This is a genomic window from Pseudomonas sp. DG56-2, assembly GCF_004803755.1.
Classification (GTDB): Bacteria; Pseudomonadota; Gammaproteobacteria; order Pseudomonadales; family Pseudomonadaceae; genus Aquipseudomonas; species Aquipseudomonas auratipiscis.
Window position 1 is genome coordinate 1,021,638 of record NZ_CP032311.1, and the last position, 23,501, is coordinate 1,045,138.

A 23,501-nucleotide genomic window follows, 5' to 3' on the forward strand; every position below is an offset into this window, starting at 1 on the left:
CCGCGATTGCGAGCTGTCAGTTGCATCGCATCGAGGGGTAAGCCCGCTCCTGGCGGAGGTGGTTACTGTTCTTCTTTGGTCGCCGGTGCTGGCGGTGGACGCAGGCCGATCTCGGCGTTGAGTTTCAACTCCTTGCCGTTGCGCATCACTTGGATCGCGACCCTGTCATTGGGTTTGATTCTCGCCACCTGATTCATCGAGCGACGACCATCACCGGCCGGTTCGCCGTTGATGCTAAGAATCACATCGCCCAACTGCAAACCAGCCTTTTGCGCCGGGCCGTCGCGGAAGATTCCCGCGACCACAATGCCTGGCCGCCCTTGCATGCCGAACGACTCTGCCAGCTCCTGGCTCAGTGGTTGCACTTCAATACCCAGCCAGCCGCGGATTACCTGGCCGTGCTCGATGATTGACTTCATCACCTCCAGTGCCAGTTTGGTCGGGATGGCAAAACCGATGCCTTGTGAGCCACCGGACTTGGAGAAGATCGCGGTGTTGATACCGGTCAGGTTGCCGTTGGCATCGACCAGTGCGCCGCCGGAGTTGCCTGGGTTGATCGCCGCGTCGGTCTGAATGAAGTCTTCGTAGTTGTTCAGGCCCAACTGGTTACGGCCAGTGGCACTGATGATGCCCATGGTTACTGTCTGGCCCACGCCGAAAGGGTTGCCAATGGCCAGGGCGACGTCACCGATATGAATATTGTCGGAGCGGCCGATGGTGATCGATGGCAGGTTTTTCAAGTCGATCTTGAGCACGGCGAGATCGGTTTCCGGGTCGCTGCCGATGACCCGAGCCAGGGTTTCCCGGCCGTCCTTGAGCGCTACCACGATTTGATCGGCGCCGGAGGTTACATGGTTGTTGGTCAGCAGGTAGCCTTCCGGACTCATGATTACCGCCGAGCCCAAGCTTGATTCCCAGCGTCGTTGCTTGGGCAGGTTGTCACCGAAGAAACGGCGGAACTGCGGGTCTTCGAACAGCGGGTGGGCCGTCTTGTTGACCACTTTGGTGGTGTAGAGGTTGGCCACCGCAGGCGCTGCGATGCTCACGGCATCAGCGTACGACACCGGGCCTTGCATGATGCGCGTGGTTTGTGGCGCCTGCTGCAGGTTGACGTCCTGGCTGGGAAGGCCGACCCATTGCGGAAAACGCTGGATGATCAGCAGGGCGATCAGCACGCCGACCAGCAATGGCCAGCCAAAATAACGCAAAGCCTTGAACATTTAACGAATCCTGGGAGAGGGCAGAGGGCCGCTGTAACTGCATGGGAGCGAAAGCGCGCGATGATACTGCGGCACACGATGTGCACAAACAGTTAAATCAATGAATGTGCGATGAATATCGCCTATGGCCCCCAGGCAACCACCGTTGGTTTCCCCAAACCCGGTGACAGCCCATAATGGCGGTCATTATACGGGGCCTTGCGCCGCACTGAACTGCTGAATTGAGGAGTCTTTTCATGGCTGTTGCCCTGAGCACCCTGGTTGAAGAAGCCGAACGCTACCTTGGCAGTGCAAAAATCCAGGATTACTGCCCCAATGGCCTGCAGGTCGAAGGGCGTCCGCAGGTCACCCGCATCGTCAGCGGTGTCACTGCAAGCCAGGCTTTGCTGGATGCCGCGGTCGAAGCCGATGCCGACCTGGTGTTGGTGCATCACGGTTATTTCTGGAAGGGCGAGAACCCGTGCATCACCGGCATGAAGCAGCGCCGCTTGAAAACCCTGCTCAAGAATGACCTGAGCCTGTTGTCGTATCACCTGCCCCTGGACCTGCACCCCGAGGTTGGCAACAACGTGCAGTTGGCGCGCCAGCTCGATATCACCGTCGAAGGCCCGTTGGACCCGGAAAACCCGCGCGTCGTCGGTCTGGTCGGCTCGTTGGCCGAACCGATGTCGGCGCGCGACTTCGCCCGCAAGATCCAAGAGGTCATGGGCCGCGAGCCACTACTGATCGAGGGCGAGCACATCATTCGCCGGGTGGGCTGGTGCACGGGCGGTGGGCAGGGCTATATCGACCAGGCAATTGCCGCCGGGGTCGATCTGTATCTCAGTGGTGAGGCGTCCGAGCAGACGTTCCACAGTGCGCGGGAAAACGGCATCAGCTTCATCGCCGCCGGTCATCATGCTACCGAGCGCTACGGCGTGCAGGCGCTGGGTGAATACTTAGCCCGGCGCTTTGCGCTGGAGCACCTGTTCATCGACTGTCCGAACCCGATCTGAGGCTAAAACGGGAGGGTATATTCTTATACTGTTTCGATCTAGTTGGGCGTCTAAATATAATCGGGCGCTGTGATAGAGTGACCCGCTCGAACACGGCCCGCTGGCCGTCCATAAGATCGTTTTCCCGTGAGTAGTTATGGTCGACAAACTGACGCATTTGAAACAGTTGGAGGCGGAAAGCATCCACATCATTCGTGAGGTGGCCGCTGAGTTCGATAACCCGGTGATGCTGTACTCGATCGGCAAGGATTCGGCCGTGATGCTGCATCTGGCGCGCAAAGCCTTCTTCCCGGGCAAGTTGCCGTTCCCGGTAATGCACGTCGACACCCAGTGGAAATTCCAGGAGATGTACAGCTTCCGCGACAAGATGGTCGAGGAAATGGGCCTGGAGCTGATCACTCACGTGAATCCGGACGGCATTGCCCAGGGCATCAACCCGTTCACCCACGGCAGTGCCAAGCACACCGACATCATGAAGACCGAAGGCCTCAAGCAGGCCCTCGACAAGTACGGTTTCGATGCCGCTTTCGGTGGCGCGCGCCGCGACGAAGAAAAGTCCCGGGCCAAGGAGCGTGTCTACTCGTTCCGTGACAGCAAGCACCGCTGGGATCCGAAGAACCAGCGTCCGGAGCTGTGGAACGTCTACAACGGCAAAGTGAATAAAGGCGAATCGATTCGCGTGTTCCCGCTGTCGAACTGGACCGAGCTGGACATCTGGCAGTACATCTACCTCGAAGGCATCCCGATCGTGCCGCTGTACTTCGCCGCGGAGCGTGAAGTGATCGAGAAGAACGGCACCCTGATCATGATCGACGACGAGCGCATCCTCGAGCATCTCTCGGATGAAGAAAAGGCTCGAATCGTCAAAAAGAAAGTGCGTTTCCGCACCCTTGGCTGCTACCCGTTGACGGGCGCTGTCGAGTCCGAGGCCGAGAGCCTGACCGACATCATTCAGGAAATGCTCCTGACGCGCACTTCCGAGCGCCAGGGCCGAGTCATCGACCACGATGGTGCAGGCTCGATGGAAGATAAAAAACGTCAAGGTTACTTTTAAGGCAGAAAAGCAAGGCGTTGACGGTTGCGATCTACAGATGCTTGGAGAGGGCGGGTGATCTTGGTTTCAAAGATCATCCCATCCGCGCTGTTGATACCGTCAAGTATTGCTGAAGAACGCCAAGCGGGTTGATCAACAAAATTTCTGACTAGTTGTATGCCGACAAGCTTGCCGCTTGAAGCTTACGACTCGGAGCTTGAACGCAATGAGCCACCAATCCGAATTGATCAGCGAGGACATCCTCGCTTACCTGGCCCAGCACGAACGTAAAGAACTGCTGCGCTTCCTGACCTGCGGCAACGTCGATGACGGCAAGAGCACCCTGATCGGGCGCCTGCTGCACGACTCGAAGATGATCTATGAAGACCATCTGGAAGCCATTACTCGCGATTCGAAGAAAGTCGGCACCACCGGTGACGATATCGACCTGGCATTGCTGGTGGACGGTCTGCAGGCAGAGCGTGAGCAGGGCATCACTATCGATGTCGCCTACCGCTATTTCTCTACCGCTAAACGCAAGTTCATCATTGCCGATACACCGGGCCACGAGCAGTACACCCGCAACATGGCAACCGGTGCGTCTACGTGCGACCTGGCGATCATCCTGGTCGATGCCCGCTACGGCGTGCAGACCCAGACCCGTCGTCACAGCTACATCGCTTCACTGTTAGGCATCAAGCACATCGTCGTGGCAGTGAACAAGATGGACCTCAAGGGCTTCGACCAAGATGTGTTCGAGAGCATCAAGGCCGACTACCTGAAGTTCGCCGAAGCGATCAACATGGCCCCGAGCAGCCTGCACTTCGTGCCGATGTCGGCGCTCAAGGGTGACAACGTGGTCAACCGCAGCGAGCGTTCGCCGTGGTACACCGGCCCTGCGCTGATGGATATCCTCGAAACCGTTGAAGTGGCGGCCGACCGCAACTTCACCGATCTGCGTTTCCCGGTGCAGTACGTCAACCGTCCGAACCTGAACTTCCGCGGCTTTGCTGGCACCTTGGCCAGTGGTGTCGTGCACAAGGGGGACGAAATCGTTGTGCTGCCATCGGGCAAGAGCAGCCGGGTCAAATCCATTGTCACCTTCGAAGGTGAACTGGAGAACGCCGGTCCTGGCCAGGCCGTTACCCTGACCATGGAAGATGAAATCGACATCTCCCGTGGCGACCTGCTGGTGCATGCCGATAACGTCCCGCCGGTGACCGACCAGTTCGAGGCGATGCTGGTATGGATGGCTGAAGAGCCGATGCTGCCGGGCAAGAAATACGACATCAAGCGCGCCACCAGCTACGTGCCGGGTTCGATTGCCAGCATTTCCCACAAGGTCGATGTGAACACCCTGGAGCAGGGCGCGGCCAGCGCCCTGCAGTTGAACGAAATCGGCAAGGTCAAGGTCAGCCTCGACGCGCCAATCGCGCTGGATGGCTACGACAGCAACCGCACCACGGGCGCCTTTATCGTTATCGACCGCCTGACCAACGGCACTGTAGGTGCCGGCATGATCATCGCGCCCCCGGTGGTGCCACACGGCACTGTTGGCCAGCACGGCAAGCTGGCCCACGTCGACACCGCCGAACGCGCCCTGCGCTTCGGCCAGCAACCGGCCACCGTGCTGTTCAGCGGCCTGTCGGGCGCAGGCAAGAGCACCCTGGCGTATGCCGTGGAGCGCAAGCTGTTCGACATGGGCCGTGCCGTGTATGTACTCGATGGCCAGAACCTGCGCCACGACCTGAACAAAGGTCTGCCACAGGACCGTGCCGGGCGTACCGAGAACTGGCGTCGTGCCGCTCACGTGGCGCGTCAGTTCAACGAAGCGGGCTTGCTCACCCTGGCAGCGTTTGTTGCCCCGGATGCCGAAGGCCGTGAACAGGCCAAGGCATTGATCGGCAAGGAGCGCTTGCTCACCGTTTACGTCCAGGCCTCACCGATGGCCTGCCGCGAGCGTGACCCGCAAGGCTTGTATGCTGCGGGCGGCGATAACATCCCGGGCGAAAGCTTCCCGTATGACGTGCCACTGGATGCCGACCTGGTGGTCGATACTCAGAACGTCAGTCTGGAAGAGGGCGTCAAGCAGGTGTTGGAGTTACTGCGCACGCGGGGCGCGATCTAAGTACTGCGTACGAACAAAAACCCCACGTCGGTGGGGTTTTTTGTTATATGGGCAAGGGTAATCCAACGCTCTTTTGACTTCAGGGAGAGTGGCAAACATGGAATCTGCTTTCTGGCCTGTGTTGCTAGAAAGTAGTGGAGCAAGATGGTAGGTCGATTTGGGCTGCAGATGGAAATCAGTCATTTAGTCTCACAATAAAGAAAAAGAAAATGCGTGAAATATCACATTTTGTCGTGAGTAATTCTGGCTTTCTCTATGACCCTGCTAGAGGAAGGTTATGGATAGCTGAAAGCACACACACGACCGATAAGACATTTTGGTACAACAACTGCTTGGTAATTTCTGATGATGGGAATCTAGTCATTTATGATCAACGCACCGGCGCGGTTCGCTGGGCTAGGAGGGGCTTTGTGCCAGGACGAATGCCAAAGCCAAAGCCGTACAAAGAGCTTTTCAATTTTCAAATATTTAAGTGGGATTTTTAAAATTATTTCCTATTGCACATCTGTAGGTGGGGATCCATATCGCATTTGAACTGTCGTTCATGGGATGGGTCGGCTAGGTAGAAAGTTCCGTTGCTGCAACTGGCTAGCGTAACGGTAAAGACTATAACTATGTACTTCATGCTTGATTTCCTTGTGCCGAGAGATACGAGATTATCTCTCGGCACAATTGCTCTATGTGTATTTGCCGTCCGATAGTCTTGTAGGATAATTATGGTCTGTGCGTGAGGCGCGACGTTCAGTGATTAATAATGCGATGAAGTTGATCCGTTCTTTCGTTTCGGCTTTCAAATATGTTTTTCCGAAACCGGTATCACCCGTTTCTCCTTTACTGCCTTGAACGAGAAACTCGAGTAGATCTCCTTCACTCCCGGCAGTGTCTGCAGCACCTCCCTGGCGAACTCGCCGAACGACTCCAGGTCCCGTGCAAGAATTTCCAGCAGGAAGTCATAGCGTCCGGAAATGTTGTGACAGGCGACGATTTCTGGAATCTCCATCAGCCGCTGCTCGAAGGCGCGCGCCATCTCCTTGGAGTGCGAATCCATCATGATGCTGACGAACGCCGTTACGCCAAAGCCCAATGCCTTGGGTGAAAGGATGGCTTGATAGCCGGTGATGTAGCCATTCTCTTCGAGCAGTTTGACCCGCCGCCAACAGGGCGAGGTGGTCAGCGCGACCTTGTCGGCCAGTTCGGAAACAGTCAGTCGGGCGTTGTCTTGCAAGGCGGCGAGTAATGCGCGGTCGGTACGGTCGATGGCGGTAGGCATGATTTGCCCTCCGTGGCCTGAATTCATTGTTTTTTTGTTAATAACCCTGCTTGGCAGTGGTCATATTTGGAAAAAAATCAGCACCTCAGTGGCATAAGCTTATAACAAATCACAAGAGGCTGTTGTCATGAGCGGCTCCACCAAATTCTCAGGTTTTGCCACCCGCGCCATCCATCACGGCTACGATCCATTGGCCCATCAGGGGTCTTTGGTTCCGCCTGTCTACCAGACCGCCACCTTCGCCTTTCCTACCGTCGAGTACGGCGCGGCGTGTTTTGCCGGGGAGCAGGGTGGGCACTTTTATACGCGTATTTCCAACCCTACCCTGGCCCTGCTGGAAGAGCGCATGGCTTCTCTGGAAGGGGCAGAGGCGGGGCTGGCACTGGCCTCGGGCATGGGCGCGATCACGGCCACGCTATGGACCCTGCTTCGCCCCGGTGATGAGGTGCTGGTCGGGCGCACCTTGTATGGTTGCACCTTTGCTTTTTTACATCACGGCATCGGCGAGTTCGGGGTCAAGGTCCGACATGTCGACATGACGGATCTGCAGGCAGTCGAGGCGGCGATCAGTGCGCAGACCAAAGTGATTTATTTTGAGACCCCGGCCAACCCGAACATGCAGATGGCCGATATTGCTGCAGTGGCGCAGCTTGCCCACCAGCGCGATATCACCGTAGTAGTGGATAACACCTACTGCACACCGTACCTGCAGCGTCCGCTGGAGCTGGGTGCCGATCTGGTGGTGCATTCAGCTACCAAGTACCTCAGCGGCCATGGCGACATCACGGCCGGCCTGGTGGTCGGGCGCAAGGCACTGGTGGACCGGGTTCGACTCGAAGGTCTCAAGGACATGACCGGTGCGGTGATGTCACCCCAGGATGCAGCCTTGCTGATGCGCGGGATGAAAACCCTGACTTTGCGCATGGAGCGCCATTGCAGTAACGCCCAGGCAGTCGCGCAGTATCTGCAGGCACATTGCGCCGTGGAGCTGATCAACTACCCCGGGCTGTCCAGCTTCCCGCAATACGAGTTGGCCAAGCGGCAGATGCGTTTGCCCGGCGGCATGATCGCGTTCGAGCTCAAGGGAGGGATCGATGCCGGACGTCGGTTCATGAATGCCCTGCAACTGTTCAGCCGCGCCGTGAGCCTTGGCGATGCCGAATCCCTCGCTCAGCACCCGGCAAGCATGACTCACTCCAGCTATACCGCCCAAGAGCGTGCCCAGTACGGCATCTCCGAAGGACTGGTACGGCTGTCGGTTGGTCTTGAGGATATCGACGACCTGCTGGCCGATATCGAGCAGGCCCTGAAGGCCTGTGCCTGAACCGCCAAGGATGAGGTCAATGCAATGGTGGCAATGATGAGCCTGGTACCCGGTGAAGGCGTGCAGCGCCGTGACAGTGATGCGCAGGCCGACAGTGACCCCGGCGAGACTGCCGAGTGGCTTGATGCGCTGGATTCGACCCTGCAGCACTGTGGCCCTGAGCGAGCACGCTTTTTACTCGAACAGTTGGAAGTGCACGCCCGTGAGTTGGGGTTGGAGCGTGGTGCCCAGCCCTTCTCGGCGTATCGCAACACAATATCGGTGGAGCATCAGGGCGCCTATCCAGGTGACCTTGAGATGGATGAGCGCATCACCAGTATCCTGCGCTGGAACGCTCTGGCTATGGTCGTGCGGGCCAATCATGCCTATGGCGATCTTGGCGGGCACATCGCCAGTTATGCGTCGGCGGCAGAAATCTTCGAAGTGGGTTTCCAGCATTTCTTTCAAGGTGAATCCGGGGCGCAGCGGCGCAGTGCCGACCTGGTGTTCTTCCAGCCGCATTCGGCGCCTGGAATTTATGCGCGGGCTTTTCTTGAAGGTCGCTTGAGTGAGGAACAATTGGCCAACTACCGCCAGGAGGTGGCGGGTAAGGGCTTGTGTTCATATCCACACCCCTGGCTCATGCCCGACTTCTGGCAATTTCCCACAGGGTCCATGGGCATAGGCCCACTCAATGCTATCTACCAGGCGCGATTCATGCGCTATTTGCATCACCGCCAACTTCTCGATACCAGCACCCGGCATGTCTGGGGTGTGTTCGGCGATGGTGAAATGGACGAGCCGGAATCCATCGCTGGCCTGACCCTGGCTGCCCGCGAGCAACTGGATAACCTCACGTTTGTAGTCAACTGTAACCTGCAGCGGCTGGACGGCCCCGTGCGCGGCAACGGGCAGATCATTCAGGAACTCGAATCCTTGTTCACCGGGGCTGGGTGGAACGTGATCAAGGTGCTTTGGGGCACCGAGTGGGATGCGCTGTTTGCCCGCGACACCCAGCACGTGTTGCTGCGTCAACTGGCCGCCACTCCGGATGGACAGTTTCAGAACCTGGGGGCCAAGGATGGGGCCTACAACTTAGAGCACTTTTTCAATCAACACCCTGGCTTGCAGAAACTGGTCGAGCACATGAGCTCGGATGAGATCAATGCGCTCAAGCGTGGTGGTCATGATTTTCGCAAGCTGTATGCAGCTTTTGCCGCGGCCAAGGCCTGCAAGGGGCGGCCAACCGTGATTCTGGCCAAGACCAAGAAAGGCTATGGCATGAGCAGCGCCGGCGAGTCGAGGATGACCGCGCACCAAGCCAAGAAGCTTGATATCCAGGCCTTGCTGGCTTTTCGTGATCGTTTCCACCTGCCCCTCAGTGACAGCCAGGTAGAGCAGTTGCAGTTTTATCGCCCCGCCGATGAGAGCGCCGAAATGCGTTACTTGCGCGAGCGTCGCGCTGCTCTGGGCGGGCCTTTGCCCGCGCGACGCAGTGACGTGCCTGCGGTGCCGGTGCCTGCGCTGCAGGTCATGGGTGGCTTCGCTTTGCAGGCCGAAGGCAAGGAAATGTCTACCACCATGGCGGCTGTGCGCATGCTCAGTGCCTGGCTCAAGGCGCCCGAACTGGGGCAGCGGGTCGTGCCTATCGTTGCCGACGAAGCGCGAACCTTTGGCATGGCCAGCCTGTTCCGCCAGATCGGCATCTACTCACCTCAGGGACAGTGTTATGAACCTGAAGATGCTGGCTCTCTGCTGTCCTATAAGGAGTCCCGGGACGGACAATTGCTGGAGGAGGGCATCACCGAAGCGGGCGCGATTTCCTCCTGGGTGGCGGCGGCAACTTCCTATGCGGTGCATGGCGAGCCGATGCTGCCGGTGTACATCTACTACTCGATGTTCGGTTTCCAGCGTGTTGGCGACCTGATCTGGGCTGCCGCCGACCAACGTGCCCGCGGCCTGTTGCTGGGGGCTACGGCCGGTCGTACGACCCTGGGCGGCGAAGGGCTGCAGCATCAGGACGGTTCGAGCCTGGTCATGGCTTCGATGGTGCCCAACTGTCGGGCCTGGGAGCCGTGCTTTGCCGGCGAGCTGGCGGTGATTCTCGAGTATGCCTCGCGGCGCATGCTCACCGAACAGCAAGACGAGTTCCATTACGTTGCGCTGATGAACGAAAACTATCCACAGCCGTCCCTGCCTGAGCAGGTGCATCAAGAGGTGTTGCGCGGCATGTACCGTTACCTAGAGCAGCGCGTGACCGATGCCAAAGGACAGGTTCGCCTGCTGGGTTCAGGCGCGATTCTGCGTGAAGTGATCGCCGCCAGTGAGTTGCTGGCTGCTGATTGGCAGGTAGAAAGTGAGGTGTTCAGCGTCACCAGCTTCAGTGAGCTGGCGCGTGAGGCGCGGGGTATCGAGCGCAGCAGCCGGTTGGGGCAGATCGCTGAAAATACCAGTCATTTGCAACGTTGCCTGCGCGGCAATGCGCCGGTCATCGCCGCCACCGACTATGTGCGTGCCTGGCCGCAGTTGATTGCCGAATATGTACAGGCTCCCTACGTTACTTTGGGCACTGATGGTTTTGGACGCAGCGATACCCGTCAGCAGTTACGGCGCTTTTTCGAAGTAGATCGCTTCAGTATCGTCCTGGCCAGTCTGCATAGTCTGGTACGCCAGGGTGGGATCGAACGCGGGGTGCTGGATCAAGCACTGGAGCGCTATGGTCATCGGGAAGCAGATGCGCCCTGGCACAGCTAAGGGGGATGCAAAAAAAATGGGAGCGGATTGCTCCGCTCCCACGCATTGTCGGAGGCTTGAGCTTAGTTGCGCTTTAGCCCGTAGTGCTCATCGAGCATGCCCGGCGAGTTAGGTGCCTTTGGCGCGTAGTCTCGTGGTACTTCAGTGTCCTTCGGTGGGGTCAGGCGGTCACGAGGGGCCTGCACCGCTTCAGAGTGCAAAGAGGCCAGCAGACGCTGACGGGTCAATTCGTCCAGGGCCAGGCGGTTGGCGCCATCGGCCAGATGGTCCTGAACTTCCTGGTAACTTTGGGTCAGTTTCTTGACCAATGCAGCCGTGCTGTTGAAGTGGGTAACCACCTCATTCTGGTAGCTATCGAAACGTTCCTGAATATCATCCAGCTGCCGCTGAGTGCTGCTTGGCGCAGCATTGGGCAGCAAGCGCGCGACCAGGAAACCAACGACAACGCCCACGACGAGGGCCAGGGTCGGCAACAACCAAACTAAGAGCGAGAGTTCCACGAGTCCTTCCTCTATAAACGGCTTTGCTTTACGTTAACGGCTCGGACCTGCGCTGTATACCGCGAACGATCGCAAATATCTCAGACAGAATCATTCAGCTAGACGAGTCGACCCTTTCCGAGGTCACGGAGTTTATCCTTGCTTATCCGCGAAACCCCCGTATTCATCGATGGCCCAGTCGGTCAATTGGAAGCTTTGTACCTGGACGTTGCCGACGCCCGAGGTGTGGTGCTGCTGTGTCACCCGAACCCCGTTCAGGGCGGAACCATGACCAACAAGGTTGTGTCGATGCTCCAGCGCACCGCCCGCGATGCCGGCTATATTACCCTGCGTTTCAACTACCGGGGTGTAGGTGCCAGTGCTGGCAGCCACGACATGGGCAGTGGCGAAGTGGATGATGCCGAGGCCGCAGCAACCTGGCTGCGGGAAAAGCATCCTGATCTACCGCTCACCCTGATGGGTTTTTCCTTTGGTGGTTTTGTCGCTGCCAGCCTGGGCGGCCGTCTCGAAGCGCAAGGCGCAGCGCTCAAGCACCTGTTCATGGTTGCCCCGGCAGTGATGCGTTTGAAAGATCACGACGCCTTACCACAGGCCTGCGCCTTGAGTGTAATACAGCCAGAAACCGACGAAGTGATCGACCCACAGATCGTCTATGCCTGGTCCGATGCACTGCCACGCCCCCATGAGCTGCTGAAAGTGGCAGAATGCGGACACTTTTTCCACGGCAAGCTCACCGACCTCAAGGATCTGGTGTTGCCGCGCCTTTCGAACTGAAACAAGCCTGATAAGCGATTACCCATGACTACGCGCATCCTTACCGGTATCACCACCACGGGCACGCCTCACCTGGGCAACTACGCCGGTGCCATCCGCCCGGCGATCCTCGCCAGCCGTGAGCCGGGTGTCGACTCGTTCTACTTCCTGGCCGACTACCACGCCTTGATCAAGTGCGATGACCCGCAGCGCATTCAGCGCTCGCGTCTGGAAATCGCCGCGACCTGGCTGGCCGGTGGCCTTGACCCGGAACGCGTGACCTTCTATCGCCAGTCCGACATTCCTGAAATTCCTGAGTTGACCTGGTTGCTGACTTGCGTGGCGGCCAAAGGCCTGCTCAATCGCGCACACGCCTACAAGGCGTCGGTGGACAAGAACCTGGAGAACGGTGAAGACCCGGATGCCGGTATCAGCATGGGTCTGTACAGCTATCCGGTACTGATGGCTGCCGACATCCTGATGTTCAACGCCAACAAAGTGCCGGTCGGTCGCGACCAGATCCAGCACGTGGAAATGGCGCGTGATATCGGCCAGCGCTTCAATCACCTGTTTGGCCAGGGCAAGGAATTCTTTGCCATGCCTGAAGCACTGATCGAAGAAAGCGTGGCGACGTTGCCTGGCCTGGACGGACGCAAGATGTCCAAGAGCTACGACAACACCATCCCCTTGTTCACCAGCGCCAAGGACATGAAGGATGCCATCTCGCGCATCGTCACCGACTCCCGCGCGCCTGGCGAAGCGAAGGATCCGGACAACTCGCACCTGTTCACGTTGTTCCAGGCATTCGCAACGCCGGACCAAGCCGAGGTGTTCCGCGGCGAGTTGTTGCAGGGACTGGGGTGGGGTGAAGCCAAGCAACGCCTGTTCCAGCTGCTCGACAACCAGTTGAGCGAGCCGCGCGAGCGTTATCATCAACTGATCAGCCGTCCGGCAGATCTGGAAGATATTCTGCTGGCCGGTGCTCAAAAAGCCCGCAAGGTTGCCACACCATTTCTCGAGCAACTGCGCGAGGCCGTTGGCCTGCGCTCGTTCCGCAGTATCGAGCTGGGGGTTGTCCAGACCAAGAAAAAGGCCGTCAAGGCGGCGCGCTTTGTCAGTTTCCGTGAAGACGATGGCAGTTTCCGTTTCCGTCTGCTGGCAGCCGACGGTGAGCAACTGCTGCTGTCGCGCAATTTCGCCGATGGCAAAACCGCTGGCGCAGTCAGCAAGCAGCTGCAGCAGGGCGGCGAACTGGACGTGCGTAGCGAAGGCCTGGGCTTTAGCCTGTGGCTGGAAGGCGAGCGTGTTGCCGAGGGCCCGCAACTGGCCGACGAAGCTGCTCGCGACGCTGCAATCGAGGGCCTGCGCGCTGCCTTGCAACCTCAGCAGGACTGAACGGTCTGACGCAAGTCTGATTGCCATTCTCCAGGGCCGTCGCTACAGTGACGGCCCGTTTTTGTTACCTTGCTAACGAATTATGACGCCCCTAGAACGATACCAAGCAGATCTGAAACGTCCCGAATTCTTCCATGACGCGGCGCAGGAAACTGCCGTGCGTCATTTGCAGCGCCTGTACGACGATCTGATCGCGGCGCAAAACAACAAGCCGGGCGTGTTCGGCAAGTTGTTTGGCAAGAAAGAGCAGGCACCGGTCAAAGGCTTGTACTTCTGGGGTGGGGTAGGGCGCGGTAAAACATACCTGGTCGATACGTTCTTCGAAGCGCTGCCGTTCCAGCAGAAAGTGCGCACGCACTTCCACCGCTTCATGAAGCGCGTGCATGAAGAAATGAAAACCCTCAAGGGGGAGAAGAACCCGCTCACTATTATCGCCAAACGCTTCGCCGATGAGGCGCGGGTGATCTGCTTCGACGAGTTCTTCGTTTCCGACATTACCGACGCGATGATCCTTGGCACCCTGATGGAGGAGCTGTTCAAGAACGGCGTGACCTTGGTCGCCACCTCCAACATTGTGCCGGATGGTTTGTACAAGGATGGTCTGCAGCGTGCGCGTTTCCTGCCAGCGATCGCCCTGATCAAGCAGAACACCGAAATCGTCAACGTCGATAGCGGCGTCGACTATCGCTTGCGTCACCTGGAGCAGGCCGAGCTGTTCCACTTCCCCCTGGACGAAGCTGCCCACGAGAGCCTGCGCAAGAGCTTCCGCGCGCTGACGCCAGAGTGCACCCAGGCGGTGGAGAACGACGTACTGATCGTCGAGAATCGCGAGATTCGCGCACTGCGTACCTGTGACGACGTGGCCTGGTTCGATTTCCGTGAATTGTGCGATGGCCCCCGTAGCCAGAACGACTACATCGAGCTAGGCAAGATTTTCCATGCCGTGTTGCTCAGTGACGTCGAGCAGATGAGTGTGGCCACCGACGACATCGCCCGCCGCTTCATCAACATGGTCGATGAATTCTACGACCGCAACGTCAAGCTGATCATCTCGGCTGAAGTAGAGCTCAAGGACCTGTACACCGGTGGTCGTCTGACCTTCGAGTTCCAGCGTACCCTTAGCCGTCTGCTGGAAATGCAATCCCACGAATTCCTCTCCCGCGCGCACAAGCCCTAAAGCTGCAAGCGGCAAGTAAGAGCGTGTTGTGCCAGGCGCCTGCTCTTACATGCCGCTTATAGCTTGAAGCTCGCAGCCGTTATCCAGCTTCCTGGACGAACTGTTGCCGATACTGGTTCGGTGAAAGTTCGGTGTGCTGCCTGAACAGTCGCGCAAAGAAGCTCGCGTCGTCGTAGCCCACTTCGTAGCTGATGGTCTTGATGCTTTTGCGCGAGCCCGACAGCAATCCCTTGGCCGTTTCGATCCGTAGCCGTTGCAGATAGTGCAGCGGTTTATCACCGGTTGCAGTCTGGAAGCGGCGCATGAAGTTGCGGATGCTCATGCCGTGATTGCGCGCGACGTCTTCGAAGCGGAATTTGTCGGCGAAGTGTTCTTCAAGCCATTGCTGGATCTGCAGAATGATCAAGTCCTGGTGCAGCTTTTGTCCGCCGAAGCCGATGCGCCCTGGGGTGTAGTTGCGCTGCACTTCATAGAGGGTGTCGCGGGCGACCGCCTGGGCCACATTGGCGCCGCAGAATCGCTCTATCAAATAGATGTACAGGTCACAGGCCGAGGTCGTACCGCCTGCACAATAGAGGTTGTCGGCGTCGGTCAGGTGCTTGTCCTGATTCAGGGTGACTTTGGGGAAGCGCTCGGCAAACTGATTGAAGAACCGCCAGTAGGTGGTCGCTTCCTTGCCGTCGAGCAAGCCGGACTCGGCCAGCCAGAACACACCACTCGCTTCACCGCAGAGCACGGCGCCACGGGCGTGTTGTTCGCGCAGCCATGGCAAGACCTGGGGGTAGCGCTGGCAAAGGGTTTCGAAATCGTCCCAGAAGGCTGGGAGGATGATCACGTCGGCTTGTTCCAACGGGCCGTCAACCGGGATCAGCACATCACTGAAACTACGTGCAGGCAGGCCGTCGGGGCTCACCAGCCGGGTTTCGAACATCGGTTGCAGGCCCAGGCCCAATTGCTTGCTATAGCGCAGGCTGGCCAGATGGAAGAAATCCTTGGCTTGCATGAGTGTCGCCGCGAAGACGTTGTCGATGGCCAGGATACTGACGCGCCGCAAGGGCGTTGTAGGTTGGGTAAACATCATTTTCGTTATTCTTATAGGGTAGAGTGGTCAATCACCGGCTGGATCGTCTTATTTTTTGGCCGTTGTGTCTACCCCGGTTCCCGCGCGTGGCACGGGAACCTGTGAAGCGGCTCAGGGAGCGGGGTTGGGATGATCTTGGTGAATGGCTTCTATACCTGCCAGCAACTCATCGCAAAGCGTCAGCGCAAAGCTGTCCAGGTTGCTTTGCAGTTGCTCCAAAGTGGTCGCGCCAATGATGTTGCTGGTGACGAAGGGCTGGCGGGTAACAAAGGCCAGGGCCATTTGCGCCGGGTCCAGGCCATGGTCACGCGCAAGCTTCACGTAGCGGCTGCAGGCCGCGACCGTCTGCGGGTTGGAGTAGCGCGAAAAGCGACTGAACAGGGTCAGGCGGCTGTTTGCTGGTCGGGCACCGTTCTCGTACTTGCCTGAAAGCATGCCGAAGGCCAGTGGCGAGTAGGCCAGCAAGCCGCATTGCTCGCGTATGGCAATTTCCGCCAGGCCTATTTCGAAACTGCGGTTGAGCAGGTTGTAGGGGTTTTGTATCGACACCGCACGGCTCCAGCCACGGCTCTCGGCCAGTTGCAGAAACTTCATGGTGCCCCATGGCGTTTCGTTGGACAGGCCAATGTGGCGGATCTTGCCGGCTTTTACCTGCTCGTCGAGCACTTCCAGGGTTTCTTCCAGCGGGGTGAAGTGATCCTGTGGCAAGTGCTGGTAACCCAGCTTGCCGAAGAAGTTGGTGCTGCGCTCCGGCCAGTGCAATTGATACAGGTCGATCCAGTCGGTTTGCAGGCGCTTGAGGCTGGCGTCCAGGGCCGCAACGATATGCTGGCGGTTGTGCTTGAGCTGACCATCACGGATATGGCTGATGCCGTTGCCGGGGCCGGCGACCTTGCTCGCCAGGATCCAGTCGGCGCGATCGCCATGCGTCTTGAACCAGTTACCGATGAAGCGCTCGGTTGCGGTGCAGGTCTCTGGGCGCGGTGGCACCGGATACATCTCGGCAGTATCGATGAAATTGATGCCGGCCGCCTTGGCGCGTTCGATCTGGAGAAAGGCTTGGGCCTGATCATTCTGCTCGCCCCAGGTCATGGTACCCAGGCACAACGCGCTGACATTGAGGTCGGTACGACCCAGTTGGCGGTAGTCCATCGGCTTCTCCCTGATAAAAGAAGCATAAAAGCAGGTTGAAATTTTTTCCGCAATCTGGATAATTCAGCCCCTCTCTGCGTGTGGGAGTGATGCCCCGCTCACAGAAGAACCCTGCCGAATATTGGACGCGCTGACCCGAGCCCCCGATAGCGTCCGTGTGCGGCTGTGTCCTTGTCTTGTCAAGGTACGCACTATCCAGTAAGATCTGCCGTCTTATTTTCGCTGGGCGGCCCCTGAGGCTATAAAGAATGAAAACTTTTACTGCTAAACCGGAAACAGTAAAGCGCGACTGGTTCGTAGTTGACGCCGCTGGTCAGACCCTGGGTCGTCTGGCTACCGAAATCGCTAGCCGTCTGCGTGGCAAGCACAAACCAGAATACACTCCTCACGTTGACACCGGCGATTACATCGTTGTCATCAACGCCGAGCAGATCCGTGTTACTGGCGCCAAAGCTTCGGACAAAATGTACTACTCCCACTCCGGCTTCCCGGGCGGTATCAAGGAAATCAACTTCGAGAAGTTGATCGCCAAGGCCCCAGAGCGCGTGATCGAGACCGCGGTTAAAGGCATGCTGCCTAAAAACCCACTGGGTCGCGACATGTACCGTAAGCTGAAAGTCTATGCGGGCGCTACCCACCCTCATACTGCTCAGCAGCCCCAAGAACTGAAGATTTAACGGAATAGTTCATTATGTCGGCGACTCAAAATTACGGCACTGGCCGTCGCAAGACCGCAACCGCTCGCGTTTTCCTGCGTCCAGGTACCGGTAACATCTCCATCAACAACCGTTCTCTGGACGTGTTCTTCGGTCGTGAAACCGCGCGCATGGTAGTACGCCAGCCGCTGGAACTGACCGAGACCACCGAAAAGTTCGACATCTACGTCACCGTTATCGGTGGTGGTGTCAGCGGCCAGGCCGGTGCAATCCGTCACGGTATCACCCGTGCACTGATGGACTACGACGAAACCCTGCGTAGCGCTCTGCGCAAAGCTGGCTTCGTTACCCGTGACGCTCGTGAAGTTGAGCGTAAGAAAGTGGGTCTGCGTAAAGCACGTAAGCGTCCTCAGTACTCCAAGCGTTAATTCGCTTCGGCGTTCAAAAAAAGCCCGGTTCCTGGTGGAACCGGGCTTTTTTTATGTCTTGAATAAGTATGTTGGTCTTTACTGTGACAACTTGCCGCATAGACGCAAGTCAAGAGCTACAAGGGATTGCGCCTTGGAACCGGGCTAATCACCTTGTCAGAGAAGGGTCTTTTCATTACCATGCGGCAAATTTTTAGCAGTTCAGAAATTACTTAGTAGATGCCTGTTGTAACAGGCCATAAAGCTGATGGGAGAGGACTGAATGAGCAATGACGGCGTCAATGCAGGCCGGCGTCGCTTCCTCGTAGCAGCCACATCCGTGGTGGGTGCTGCAGGAGCGGTGGGGGCTGCGGTCCCGTTTGTGGGGTCATGGTTCCCCAGTGCCAAGGCGAAAGCCGCAGGTGCACCGGTGAAGGTCAATATCGCCAAGGTTGAACCAGGCCAGCAGATGATTGCTGAGTGGCGCGGTCAGCCGGTCTTCATCGTCCGCCGCACCGAAGAGATCCTTGGTAACCTCAAGAAGATCGCTGGTGACCTCTCCGATCCTGAATCCAAGGCATCGGTTCAACCTACCTATGTCAACCCGGAAAACCGCGCCATCAAGCCGGAAATCCTGGTGCTGGTCGGTCTGTGCACTCACTTGGGCTGCTCGCCAACCTTCCGTCCCGAGGTCGCTCCGGTCGATCTGGGGCCCAAATGGGTCGGCGGTTACTTCTGCCCATGCCACGGTTCCCACTACGACCTGGCTGGCCGCGTCTACAAGTCCCAGCCGGCGCCGCTCAATCTGCCAGTGCCGCCGCACTCGTATGAGTCGGACGACATCATCGTTGTCGGCGTCGATCAGGAGAACGCGTGATGAGTAAGTTCATGGATTGGGTTGACGCCCGCTTCCCCGCGACCAAGATGTGGGAAGACCATCTCAGCAAGTATTACGCTCCGAAGAACTTCAACTTCTTCTATTTTTTCGGCTCCCTGGCACTGCTGGTGCTGGTTAACCAGATCGTCACTGGCGTCTGGCTGACCATGAGCTTTACGCCTTCGGCCGAAGAGGCATTTGCCTCGGTCGAATACATCATGCGTGACGTCGAGTACGGCTGGATCCTGCGCTACCTGCACTCCACCGGCGCTTCCGCGTTCTTCATCGTCGTTTATCTGCACATGTTCCGCGGCCTGCTGTACGGCTCGTACCAGAAGCCTCGTGAGCTGGTCTGGGTATTCGGCATGCTGATCTACCTGGCGCTGATGGCCGAAGCCTTCATGGGGTACTTGCTGCCTTGGGGTCAGATGTCCTACTGGGGCGCCCAGGTGATCATCTCGTTGTTCGGTGCGATTCCGGTAATCGGCGATGACCTGACTCAGTGGATCCGTGGTGACTACCTGATTTCCGGTATTACCCTGAACCGCTTCTTCGCCTTGCATGTTGTAGCCCTGCCGATCGTCATTCTGGGGCTGGTGGTGCTGCACATCCTGGCACTGCACGAAGTGGGTTCGAACAACCCTGACGGCGTGGATATCAAGAAGCACAAGGACGAGAACGGTGTGCCGCTCGATGGCATTCCATTCCATCCGTACTACACCGTGAAGGACATTGTCGGTGTGGTCGTGTTCCTGTTCGTGTTCTGTGCCGTGGTGTTCTTCTTCCCGGAAATGGGCGGTTACTTCCTGGAGAAACCTAACTTCGAACAGGCCAACGCCTTCAAGACCCCTGAGCACATTGCCCCGGTCTGGTACTTCACACCGTTCTACGCGATTCTGCGCGCGGTTCCGGACAAGCTCCTCGGCGTTATCGCCATGGGTGCTGCGATTGCCGTGCTGTTCGTCCTGCCTTGGCTCGACCGCAGTCCGGTCAAGTCCATGCGCTACAAGGGTTGGATGAGCAAGGCCTGGCTGGTGGTGTTCTGCATTTCGTTCGTGATCCTCGGTGTGCTGGGCGTATTGGCGCCTACCCCAGGGCGTACGTTGTTGTCGCAGGTATGCACCTTCCTGTATTTCGCCTACTTCATTCTGATGCCGTTCTACACCAGGCTTGAGAAGACCAAACCGGTTCCGGAAAGGGTGACTGGCTGATGAAAAAGCTATTTGCAGTATTGATTCTGGCAGTGATGCCTTCGTTGACCTTCGCGGCCGAGCACGGTCTGGAACTGGACAAGGTTGATATCGATCTGACCGACAAGGCCGCCATGCAGGACGGCGCGCGCACCTTTGCAAACTATTGCATGGGTTGCCACAGCGCCAAGTTCCAGCGTTACGAGCGCGTCGCGGACGACTTGGGTATTCCTCACGAGCTGATGCTCGAGAAGCTGGTATTCACCGGCGCCAAAATTGGCGACCACATGAAGATCGGCATGAAGCCTGACGACGCCAAGACCTGGTTTGGCGCCGCGCCGCCTGACCTGACCCTGGTTGCCCGCGTACGTGGTACCGACTGGCTGTACAGCTACCTGCGCAGCTTCTACGAGGACAAGTCGCGTCCGTACGGGGTGAACAACAAAGTGTTCCCCAACGTTGGTATGCCTAACGTTCTGGTGGGCCTGCAAGGCAACCAGGTAATTGGCTGCAAGCAGGTGCAAACCGTAGTCGATGGCAAGAAGCAGTTCGATCCGTTGACTGGCTCGCCATTGACCCATGAAGCATGTGACCAGCTGACCGTGGAGCCGAAATCCGGTACCCTGACCGAAGAGCAGTTCGACGAGAAGGTCAAGAATCTGGTGACCTTCCTGGCCTACTCGGCCAACCCGGTCAAACTGGAAAGTCAGCGTATCGGTACCTACGTGCTTCTGTACCTGGCCTTCTTCTTCATATTCGCCTACTTGCTCAAGCGCGAATACTGGAAGGACGTGCACTGATCACGCAGTAGTTTCTGGTAGTTGAACGCGCCCTGGGGGGCCTCTGGATAACGGAGGTTCCCGCAGGGCGCGTTTGCATTTGTAGCTTCTATAATTTCATCTGCGAGGAGGACCACTATGGGCGTGACCAACCGGTTAGCCTGCTACTCCGACCCCGCTGACCATTATTCTCATCGGGTGCGCATCGTTCTCGCCGAGAAGGGCGTCAGCGTCGAGATCATCAATGTCGATCCCGGACGCTTGCCGCCCAAGCTGGTCGAAGTGAACCCCTATGGCGGTGTACCGACCCTGGTCGATCGCGACCTGGCGCTGTACGAATCAACCGTGGTCATGGAATACCTCGATGAGCGTTACCCGCATCCGCCACTGTTGCCGGTCTATCCAGTCGCGCGGGCCAACAGTCGCCTGTTGATCCATCGCATCCAGCGTGACTGGTGCGCGTTAGTTGATTTGATCCTCGATCCGCGCAGCAAGGAAGCCGCTCGCACTCAGGCGCGCAAGGAGCTACGCGAAAGCCTGACGGGTGTGTCACCATTGTTTGCTGACAAGCCTTGTTTCCTCAGTGAGGAGCAAAGTCTGGTTGATTGTTGTCTACTGCCCATACTCTGGCGTTTGCCGGTGTTGGGAATTGAACTGCCGCGGCCGGCCAAGCCGTTGCTCGATTATATGGAGCGACAGTTTGCCCGTGAGGCTTTCCAGGCAAGTCTGTCCGCTGCTGAACGTGAAATGCGCTAGGTTTTAAGGAGCTGTCGATGAACTCCAGTCGCCCCTATTTGGTACGTGCACTCTATGAGTGGATCGTGGACAACGACTGCACCCCGCATATGCTTGTCAATGCCGAGTACCCGGCAGTACAAGTGCCCCAGAGCTTCGCCAGTGATGGTCAGATCGTTTTGAACATCTCACCCAGTGCCGTACGTCATCTGCACATGGATAACGACGCTGTGAGCTTCGAGGGGCGTTTTGGCGGTGTTGCCCATACGCTGTTCGTGCCTGCGGGTGCGATCCTCGGTATTTATGCTCGTGAGAACGGTCAGGGCATGGTCTTCGAGCTTGAGCCACCATTGCTTGACGAAGATGAAGACGACGATGACACGGTCGAGCCGGATGACGATGGCCCACCTGCAGGTGGTCAGCCGCCGCGGCCAAGCGGGCGTCCTAGTCTGAAGGTTGTGAAGTAAAAAAAAGGCGATCCACATGGATCGCCTTTTTTCTGTCTGCCTGCTTACAGGTCCGAGATGGTGCGGACCTGGTCCTTGTTGACGCGGGTCACTTTGCCATCCAGTTGCTCGAACTCGTAAAAGCCGGAGCTGCGCTCGTAGCGTGGAGCGTCCACGGCCTGGAACTCGCGTCCATCATTGAGGGTGATGAGGCTGGGACTGGAGCAGCCGGCCAAGGTAGCGAAAGCGCCGATCAGTAGGGTCGACAGCAGGCCGTTTTTCATGGGGTCTTCCTAAGGTAGGTGTAGAGAAAAATGGGATCGTCGCGCGATCCTTCGCGAATAAAACCGCGATGGCCTGCGCGTGCAGGCCGCGGTGGTTAGTCGATGTATTCGAACAGCTTGACGATTTTCTGCACGCCCGACACGCCCTGCACCAGGTTGGTGGCACGAGTGGCTTCCTGTTGGGTCAGTAGGCCGAGCATGTAGACGATGCCGTTCTCGGTAATGACCTTGATGCGTGAGCCGGGAATGTTGCTGTCAGTAAGCATCTGAGTCTTGATCTTGGTGGTCAGCCAAGCATCGTTATTGCGCGCCAGCAACGAGGAGGGTGGCAGCACCTGCAGTTCGTTGTGAACCTTTTTCACCCGCTGGACCTGGCCTGCAGCCTGCTCGGCGAGGCTCTTGAGGTCGGCGCGTGGCGTTTGCCCAGCAAGCAGAACAATGCCGTTGAAGCTGCTGACAACGATGTGCGAGTTCTTGTCCAGGTCAGGGCTGGCCTTGGCAACGTTAACCGCCACCTTGGTTTCGATCAGCGAGTCGTCGATCTTGCTGCCGAAGGTGCGGGTGCCGCGATCGTCCTCGATCGGCGTATCGCGAGTGGCGGTAAGGACCGAGCTGCAGCCAGTCAGGCTCAGGCACAAGGTCAGGGCCATCAGGCCGAGGCGGTTAGGGGTCATTCTTCACTCCCGAACAATTGGCTGTCGATCAGATCGCAAAGGCAGTGGATCGCCAGCAGGTGGACTTCTTGGATGCGTGCAGTGACGTTGGCCGGAACGCGAATCTCGACGTCTTCAGGCAGCAGCAACGAGGCCATGCCGCCACCATCGCGTCCGGTCAGAGCTACGACAATCATTTCGCGATCATGTGCGGCCTGGATCGCTTGAATAATGTTCGCCGAGTTACCGCTGGTCGAAATCGCCAGCAGAACGTCACCTGGCTGGCCGAGGGCGCGAATCTGCTTGGAGAAGATTTCGTTGTAGCTGTAGTCGTTGGCAATCGAGGTGATGGTTGAGCTGTCGGTGGTCAACGCAATCGCCGGCAGGCTTGGGCGCTCGCGTTCGAAGCGGTTGAGCAGCTCGGAGGAAAAGTGCTGCGCATCGCCGGCCGAACCGCCGTTGCCACAGGCGAGCATCTTGCCCTCGTTGAGCAGGGCGTTGACCATCACCTGACTGGCTTGCTCGATGTGTGGTGCAAGGACTTCCATCGCCTGTTGCTTGGTGTTGATGCTGGCCTGGAAAAGCTGGCGAATTCGGGATTGCATGTCCATCAGTAAGACCTTAAGTAGGGCGGCTGGTCGGGCGTGTCGGGACACTACACAAAAGATCCCGGCACATGACTGTGCGGCCCGCGAAGCAAAGAGCAAAAAAGT

The 23,501-nt window shown here is 57.9% G+C and carries 23 protein-coding genes; 15 read left to right on the top strand and 8 right to left on the bottom strand.

Annotated elements, in window-relative coordinates; translation table 11 throughout:
• Nucleotides 1–62 precede the first annotated feature (62 nt).
• The gene (gene algW / locus D3Z90_RS04835) at nt 63–1,220 is read right to left on the bottom strand and encodes a Do family serine endopeptidase AlgW (RefSeq protein ID WP_136474658.1); all 1,158 of its coding nucleotides are present in this window, start codon (nt 1,218–1,220) and stop codon (nt 63–65) included.
• Nucleotides 1,221–1,456: 236 nt separating this feature from the next.
• On the opposite strand from algW, the gene D3Z90_RS04840 reads away from it, so the two are divergent.
• The 3 genes from D3Z90_RS04840 (at nt 1,457) to cysN (ending at nt 5,376) form a co-directional block, all read left to right on the top strand.
• Nucleotides 1,457–2,215: a Nif3-like dinuclear metal center hexameric protein gene (locus D3Z90_RS04840; RefSeq protein WP_136474659.1), complete on the top strand. Its 759-nt coding sequence runs from the start codon at nt 1,457–1,459 to the stop codon at nt 2,213–2,215.
• 136 nt (nt 2,216–2,351) lie between these two features.
• Entirely contained in the window at nt 2,352–3,269 is a 918-nt protein-coding gene (gene cysD, locus D3Z90_RS04845; RefSeq protein ID WP_136474660.1) for a sulfate adenylyltransferase subunit CysD, read from the top strand.
• 205 nt (nt 3,270–3,474) lie between these two features.
• Complete coding sequence (gene cysN / locus D3Z90_RS04850; protein WP_136474661.1) at nt 3,475–5,376, top strand: sulfate adenylyltransferase subunit CysN; 1,902 nt, start codon at nt 3,475–3,477, stop codon at nt 5,374–5,376.
• Between the two features lie 790 nt (nt 5,377–6,166).
• Here cysN and D3Z90_RS04855 read toward each other — a convergent pair.
• Nucleotides 6,167–6,646 (bottom strand): Lrp/AsnC family transcriptional regulator, encoded by a 480-nt coding sequence (locus D3Z90_RS04855; protein ID WP_136474662.1) that lies wholly within the window; start codon nt 6,644–6,646, stop codon nt 6,167–6,169.
• Nucleotides 6,647–6,773: 127 nt separating this feature from the next.
• On the opposite strand from D3Z90_RS04855, the gene D3Z90_RS04860 reads away from it, so the two are divergent.
• The gene (locus D3Z90_RS04860) at nt 6,774–7,970 is read left to right on the top strand and encodes a methionine gamma-lyase (RefSeq protein WP_136474663.1); all 1,197 of its coding nucleotides are present in this window, start codon (nt 6,774–6,776) and stop codon (nt 7,968–7,970) included.
• Nucleotides 7,971–8,006: 36 nt separating this feature from the next.
• Nucleotides 8,007–10,703 carry an alpha-ketoglutarate dehydrogenase gene (gene mdeB, locus D3Z90_RS04865; protein ID WP_136474664.1) on the top strand — a complete coding sequence of 899 codons (2,697 nt, stop codon included), beginning with the start codon at nt 8,007–8,009 and terminating at the stop codon, nt 10,701–10,703.
• Nucleotides 10,704–10,765: 62 nt separating this feature from the next.
• On the opposite strand, the gene D3Z90_RS04870 is transcribed toward mdeB, so the two are convergent.
• The gene (locus D3Z90_RS04870) at nt 10,766–11,203 is read right to left on the bottom strand and encodes a YhcB family protein (RefSeq protein WP_136474665.1); all 438 of its coding nucleotides are present in this window, start codon (nt 11,201–11,203) and stop codon (nt 10,766–10,768) included.
• A 138-nt stretch (nt 11,204–11,341) separates the two neighbouring features.
• Between D3Z90_RS04870 and D3Z90_RS04875 the strand changes: the two genes are divergently transcribed.
• From D3Z90_RS04875 to zapE, 3 genes are all read left to right on the top strand, one after another.
• Nucleotides 11,342–11,977, top strand: coding sequence for an alpha/beta hydrolase (locus tag D3Z90_RS04875; protein WP_136474666.1), 636 nt, complete (start codon nt 11,342–11,344; stop codon nt 11,975–11,977).
• A 24-nt stretch (nt 11,978–12,001) separates the two neighbouring features.
• Nucleotides 12,002–13,351 carry a tryptophan--tRNA ligase gene (locus tag D3Z90_RS04880; protein WP_136474667.1) on the top strand — a complete coding sequence of 450 codons (1,350 nt, stop codon included), beginning with the start codon at nt 12,002–12,004 and terminating at the stop codon, nt 13,349–13,351.
• Nucleotides 13,352–13,433: 82 nt separating this feature from the next.
• On the top strand, nt 13,434–14,528 hold the full coding sequence (zapE, locus tag D3Z90_RS04885; RefSeq protein WP_136474668.1) for a cell division protein ZapE: 1,095 nt from the start codon (nt 13,434–13,436) through the stop codon (nt 14,526–14,528).
• Nucleotides 14,529–14,607: 79 nt separating this feature from the next.
• Here the strand turns inward: zapE and D3Z90_RS04890 are convergent, their stop codons facing one another.
• Both D3Z90_RS04890 and D3Z90_RS04895 read right to left on the bottom strand, forming a co-directional pair.
• Nucleotides 14,608–15,507: a GlxA family transcriptional regulator gene (locus D3Z90_RS04890; RefSeq protein WP_178084202.1), complete on the bottom strand. Its 900-nt coding sequence runs from the start codon at nt 15,505–15,507 to the stop codon at nt 14,608–14,610.
• Nucleotides 15,508–15,720: 213 nt separating this feature from the next.
• Entirely contained in the window at nt 15,721–16,761 is a 1,041-nt protein-coding gene (locus D3Z90_RS04895) for an NADP(H)-dependent aldo-keto reductase (protein WP_136474669.1), read from the bottom strand.
• 248 nt (nt 16,762–17,009) lie between these two features.
• On the opposite strand from D3Z90_RS04895, the gene rplM reads away from it, so the two are divergent.
• From rplM to D3Z90_RS04930, 7 genes are all read left to right on the top strand, one after another.
• Nucleotides 17,010–17,438 carry a 50S ribosomal protein L13 gene (gene rplM / locus D3Z90_RS04900; RefSeq protein WP_136474670.1) on the top strand — a complete coding sequence of 143 codons (429 nt, stop codon included), beginning with the start codon at nt 17,010–17,012 and terminating at the stop codon, nt 17,436–17,438.
• Nucleotides 17,439–17,452: 14 nt separating this feature from the next.
• Nucleotides 17,453–17,845, top strand: a complete 393-nt coding sequence (rpsI, locus tag D3Z90_RS04905; RefSeq protein WP_038607185.1) for a 30S ribosomal protein S9 — start codon at nt 17,453–17,455, stop codon at nt 17,843–17,845.
• 262 nt (nt 17,846–18,107) lie between these two features.
• On the top strand, nt 18,108–18,701 hold the full coding sequence (gene petA / locus D3Z90_RS04910) for a ubiquinol-cytochrome c reductase iron-sulfur subunit (protein ID WP_107025092.1): 594 nt from the start codon (nt 18,108–18,110) through the stop codon (nt 18,699–18,701).
• Nucleotides 18,701–19,912 (top strand): cytochrome bc complex cytochrome b subunit, encoded by a 1,212-nt coding sequence (locus D3Z90_RS04915; protein WP_136474671.1) that lies wholly within the window; start codon nt 18,701–18,703, stop codon nt 19,910–19,912. The genes petA and D3Z90_RS04915 overlap by 1 nt, the downstream gene beginning before the upstream one ends.
• Nucleotides 19,912–20,691 (top strand): cytochrome c1, encoded by a 780-nt coding sequence (locus tag D3Z90_RS04920; RefSeq protein ID WP_136474672.1) that lies wholly within the window; start codon nt 19,912–19,914, stop codon nt 20,689–20,691. The genes D3Z90_RS04915 and D3Z90_RS04920 overlap by 1 nt, the downstream gene beginning before the upstream one ends.
• A 117-nt stretch (nt 20,692–20,808) precedes the next feature.
• Entirely contained in the window at nt 20,809–21,426 is a 618-nt protein-coding gene (locus D3Z90_RS04925) for a glutathione S-transferase N-terminal domain-containing protein (protein ID WP_136474673.1), read from the top strand.
• A gap of 17 nt (nt 21,427–21,443) precedes the next feature.
• Nucleotides 21,444–21,872: a ClpXP protease specificity-enhancing factor gene (locus D3Z90_RS04930; RefSeq protein ID WP_136474674.1), complete on the top strand. Its 429-nt coding sequence runs from the start codon at nt 21,444–21,446 to the stop codon at nt 21,870–21,872.
• Nucleotides 21,873–21,916: 44 nt separating this feature from the next.
• Here D3Z90_RS04930 and D3Z90_RS04935 read toward each other — a convergent pair whose 3' ends face one another.
• The 3 genes from D3Z90_RS04935 to D3Z90_RS04945 form a co-directional block, all read right to left on the bottom strand.
• On the bottom strand, nt 21,917–22,135 hold the full coding sequence (locus D3Z90_RS04935; protein ID WP_136474675.1) for a YgdI/YgdR family lipoprotein: 219 nt from the start codon (nt 22,133–22,135) through the stop codon (nt 21,917–21,919).
• Between the two features lie 95 nt (nt 22,136–22,230).
• Nucleotides 22,231–22,809 (bottom strand): BON domain-containing protein, encoded by a 579-nt coding sequence (locus D3Z90_RS04940; protein WP_136474676.1) that lies wholly within the window; start codon nt 22,807–22,809, stop codon nt 22,231–22,233.
• Nucleotides 22,806–23,399, bottom strand: coding sequence for a phosphoheptose isomerase (locus D3Z90_RS04945; protein WP_026001179.1), 594 nt, complete (start codon nt 23,397–23,399; stop codon nt 22,806–22,808). Before D3Z90_RS04945 ends, D3Z90_RS04940 begins: the two co-directional genes overlap by 4 nt.
• Nucleotides 23,400–23,501: the final 102 nt, after the last annotated feature.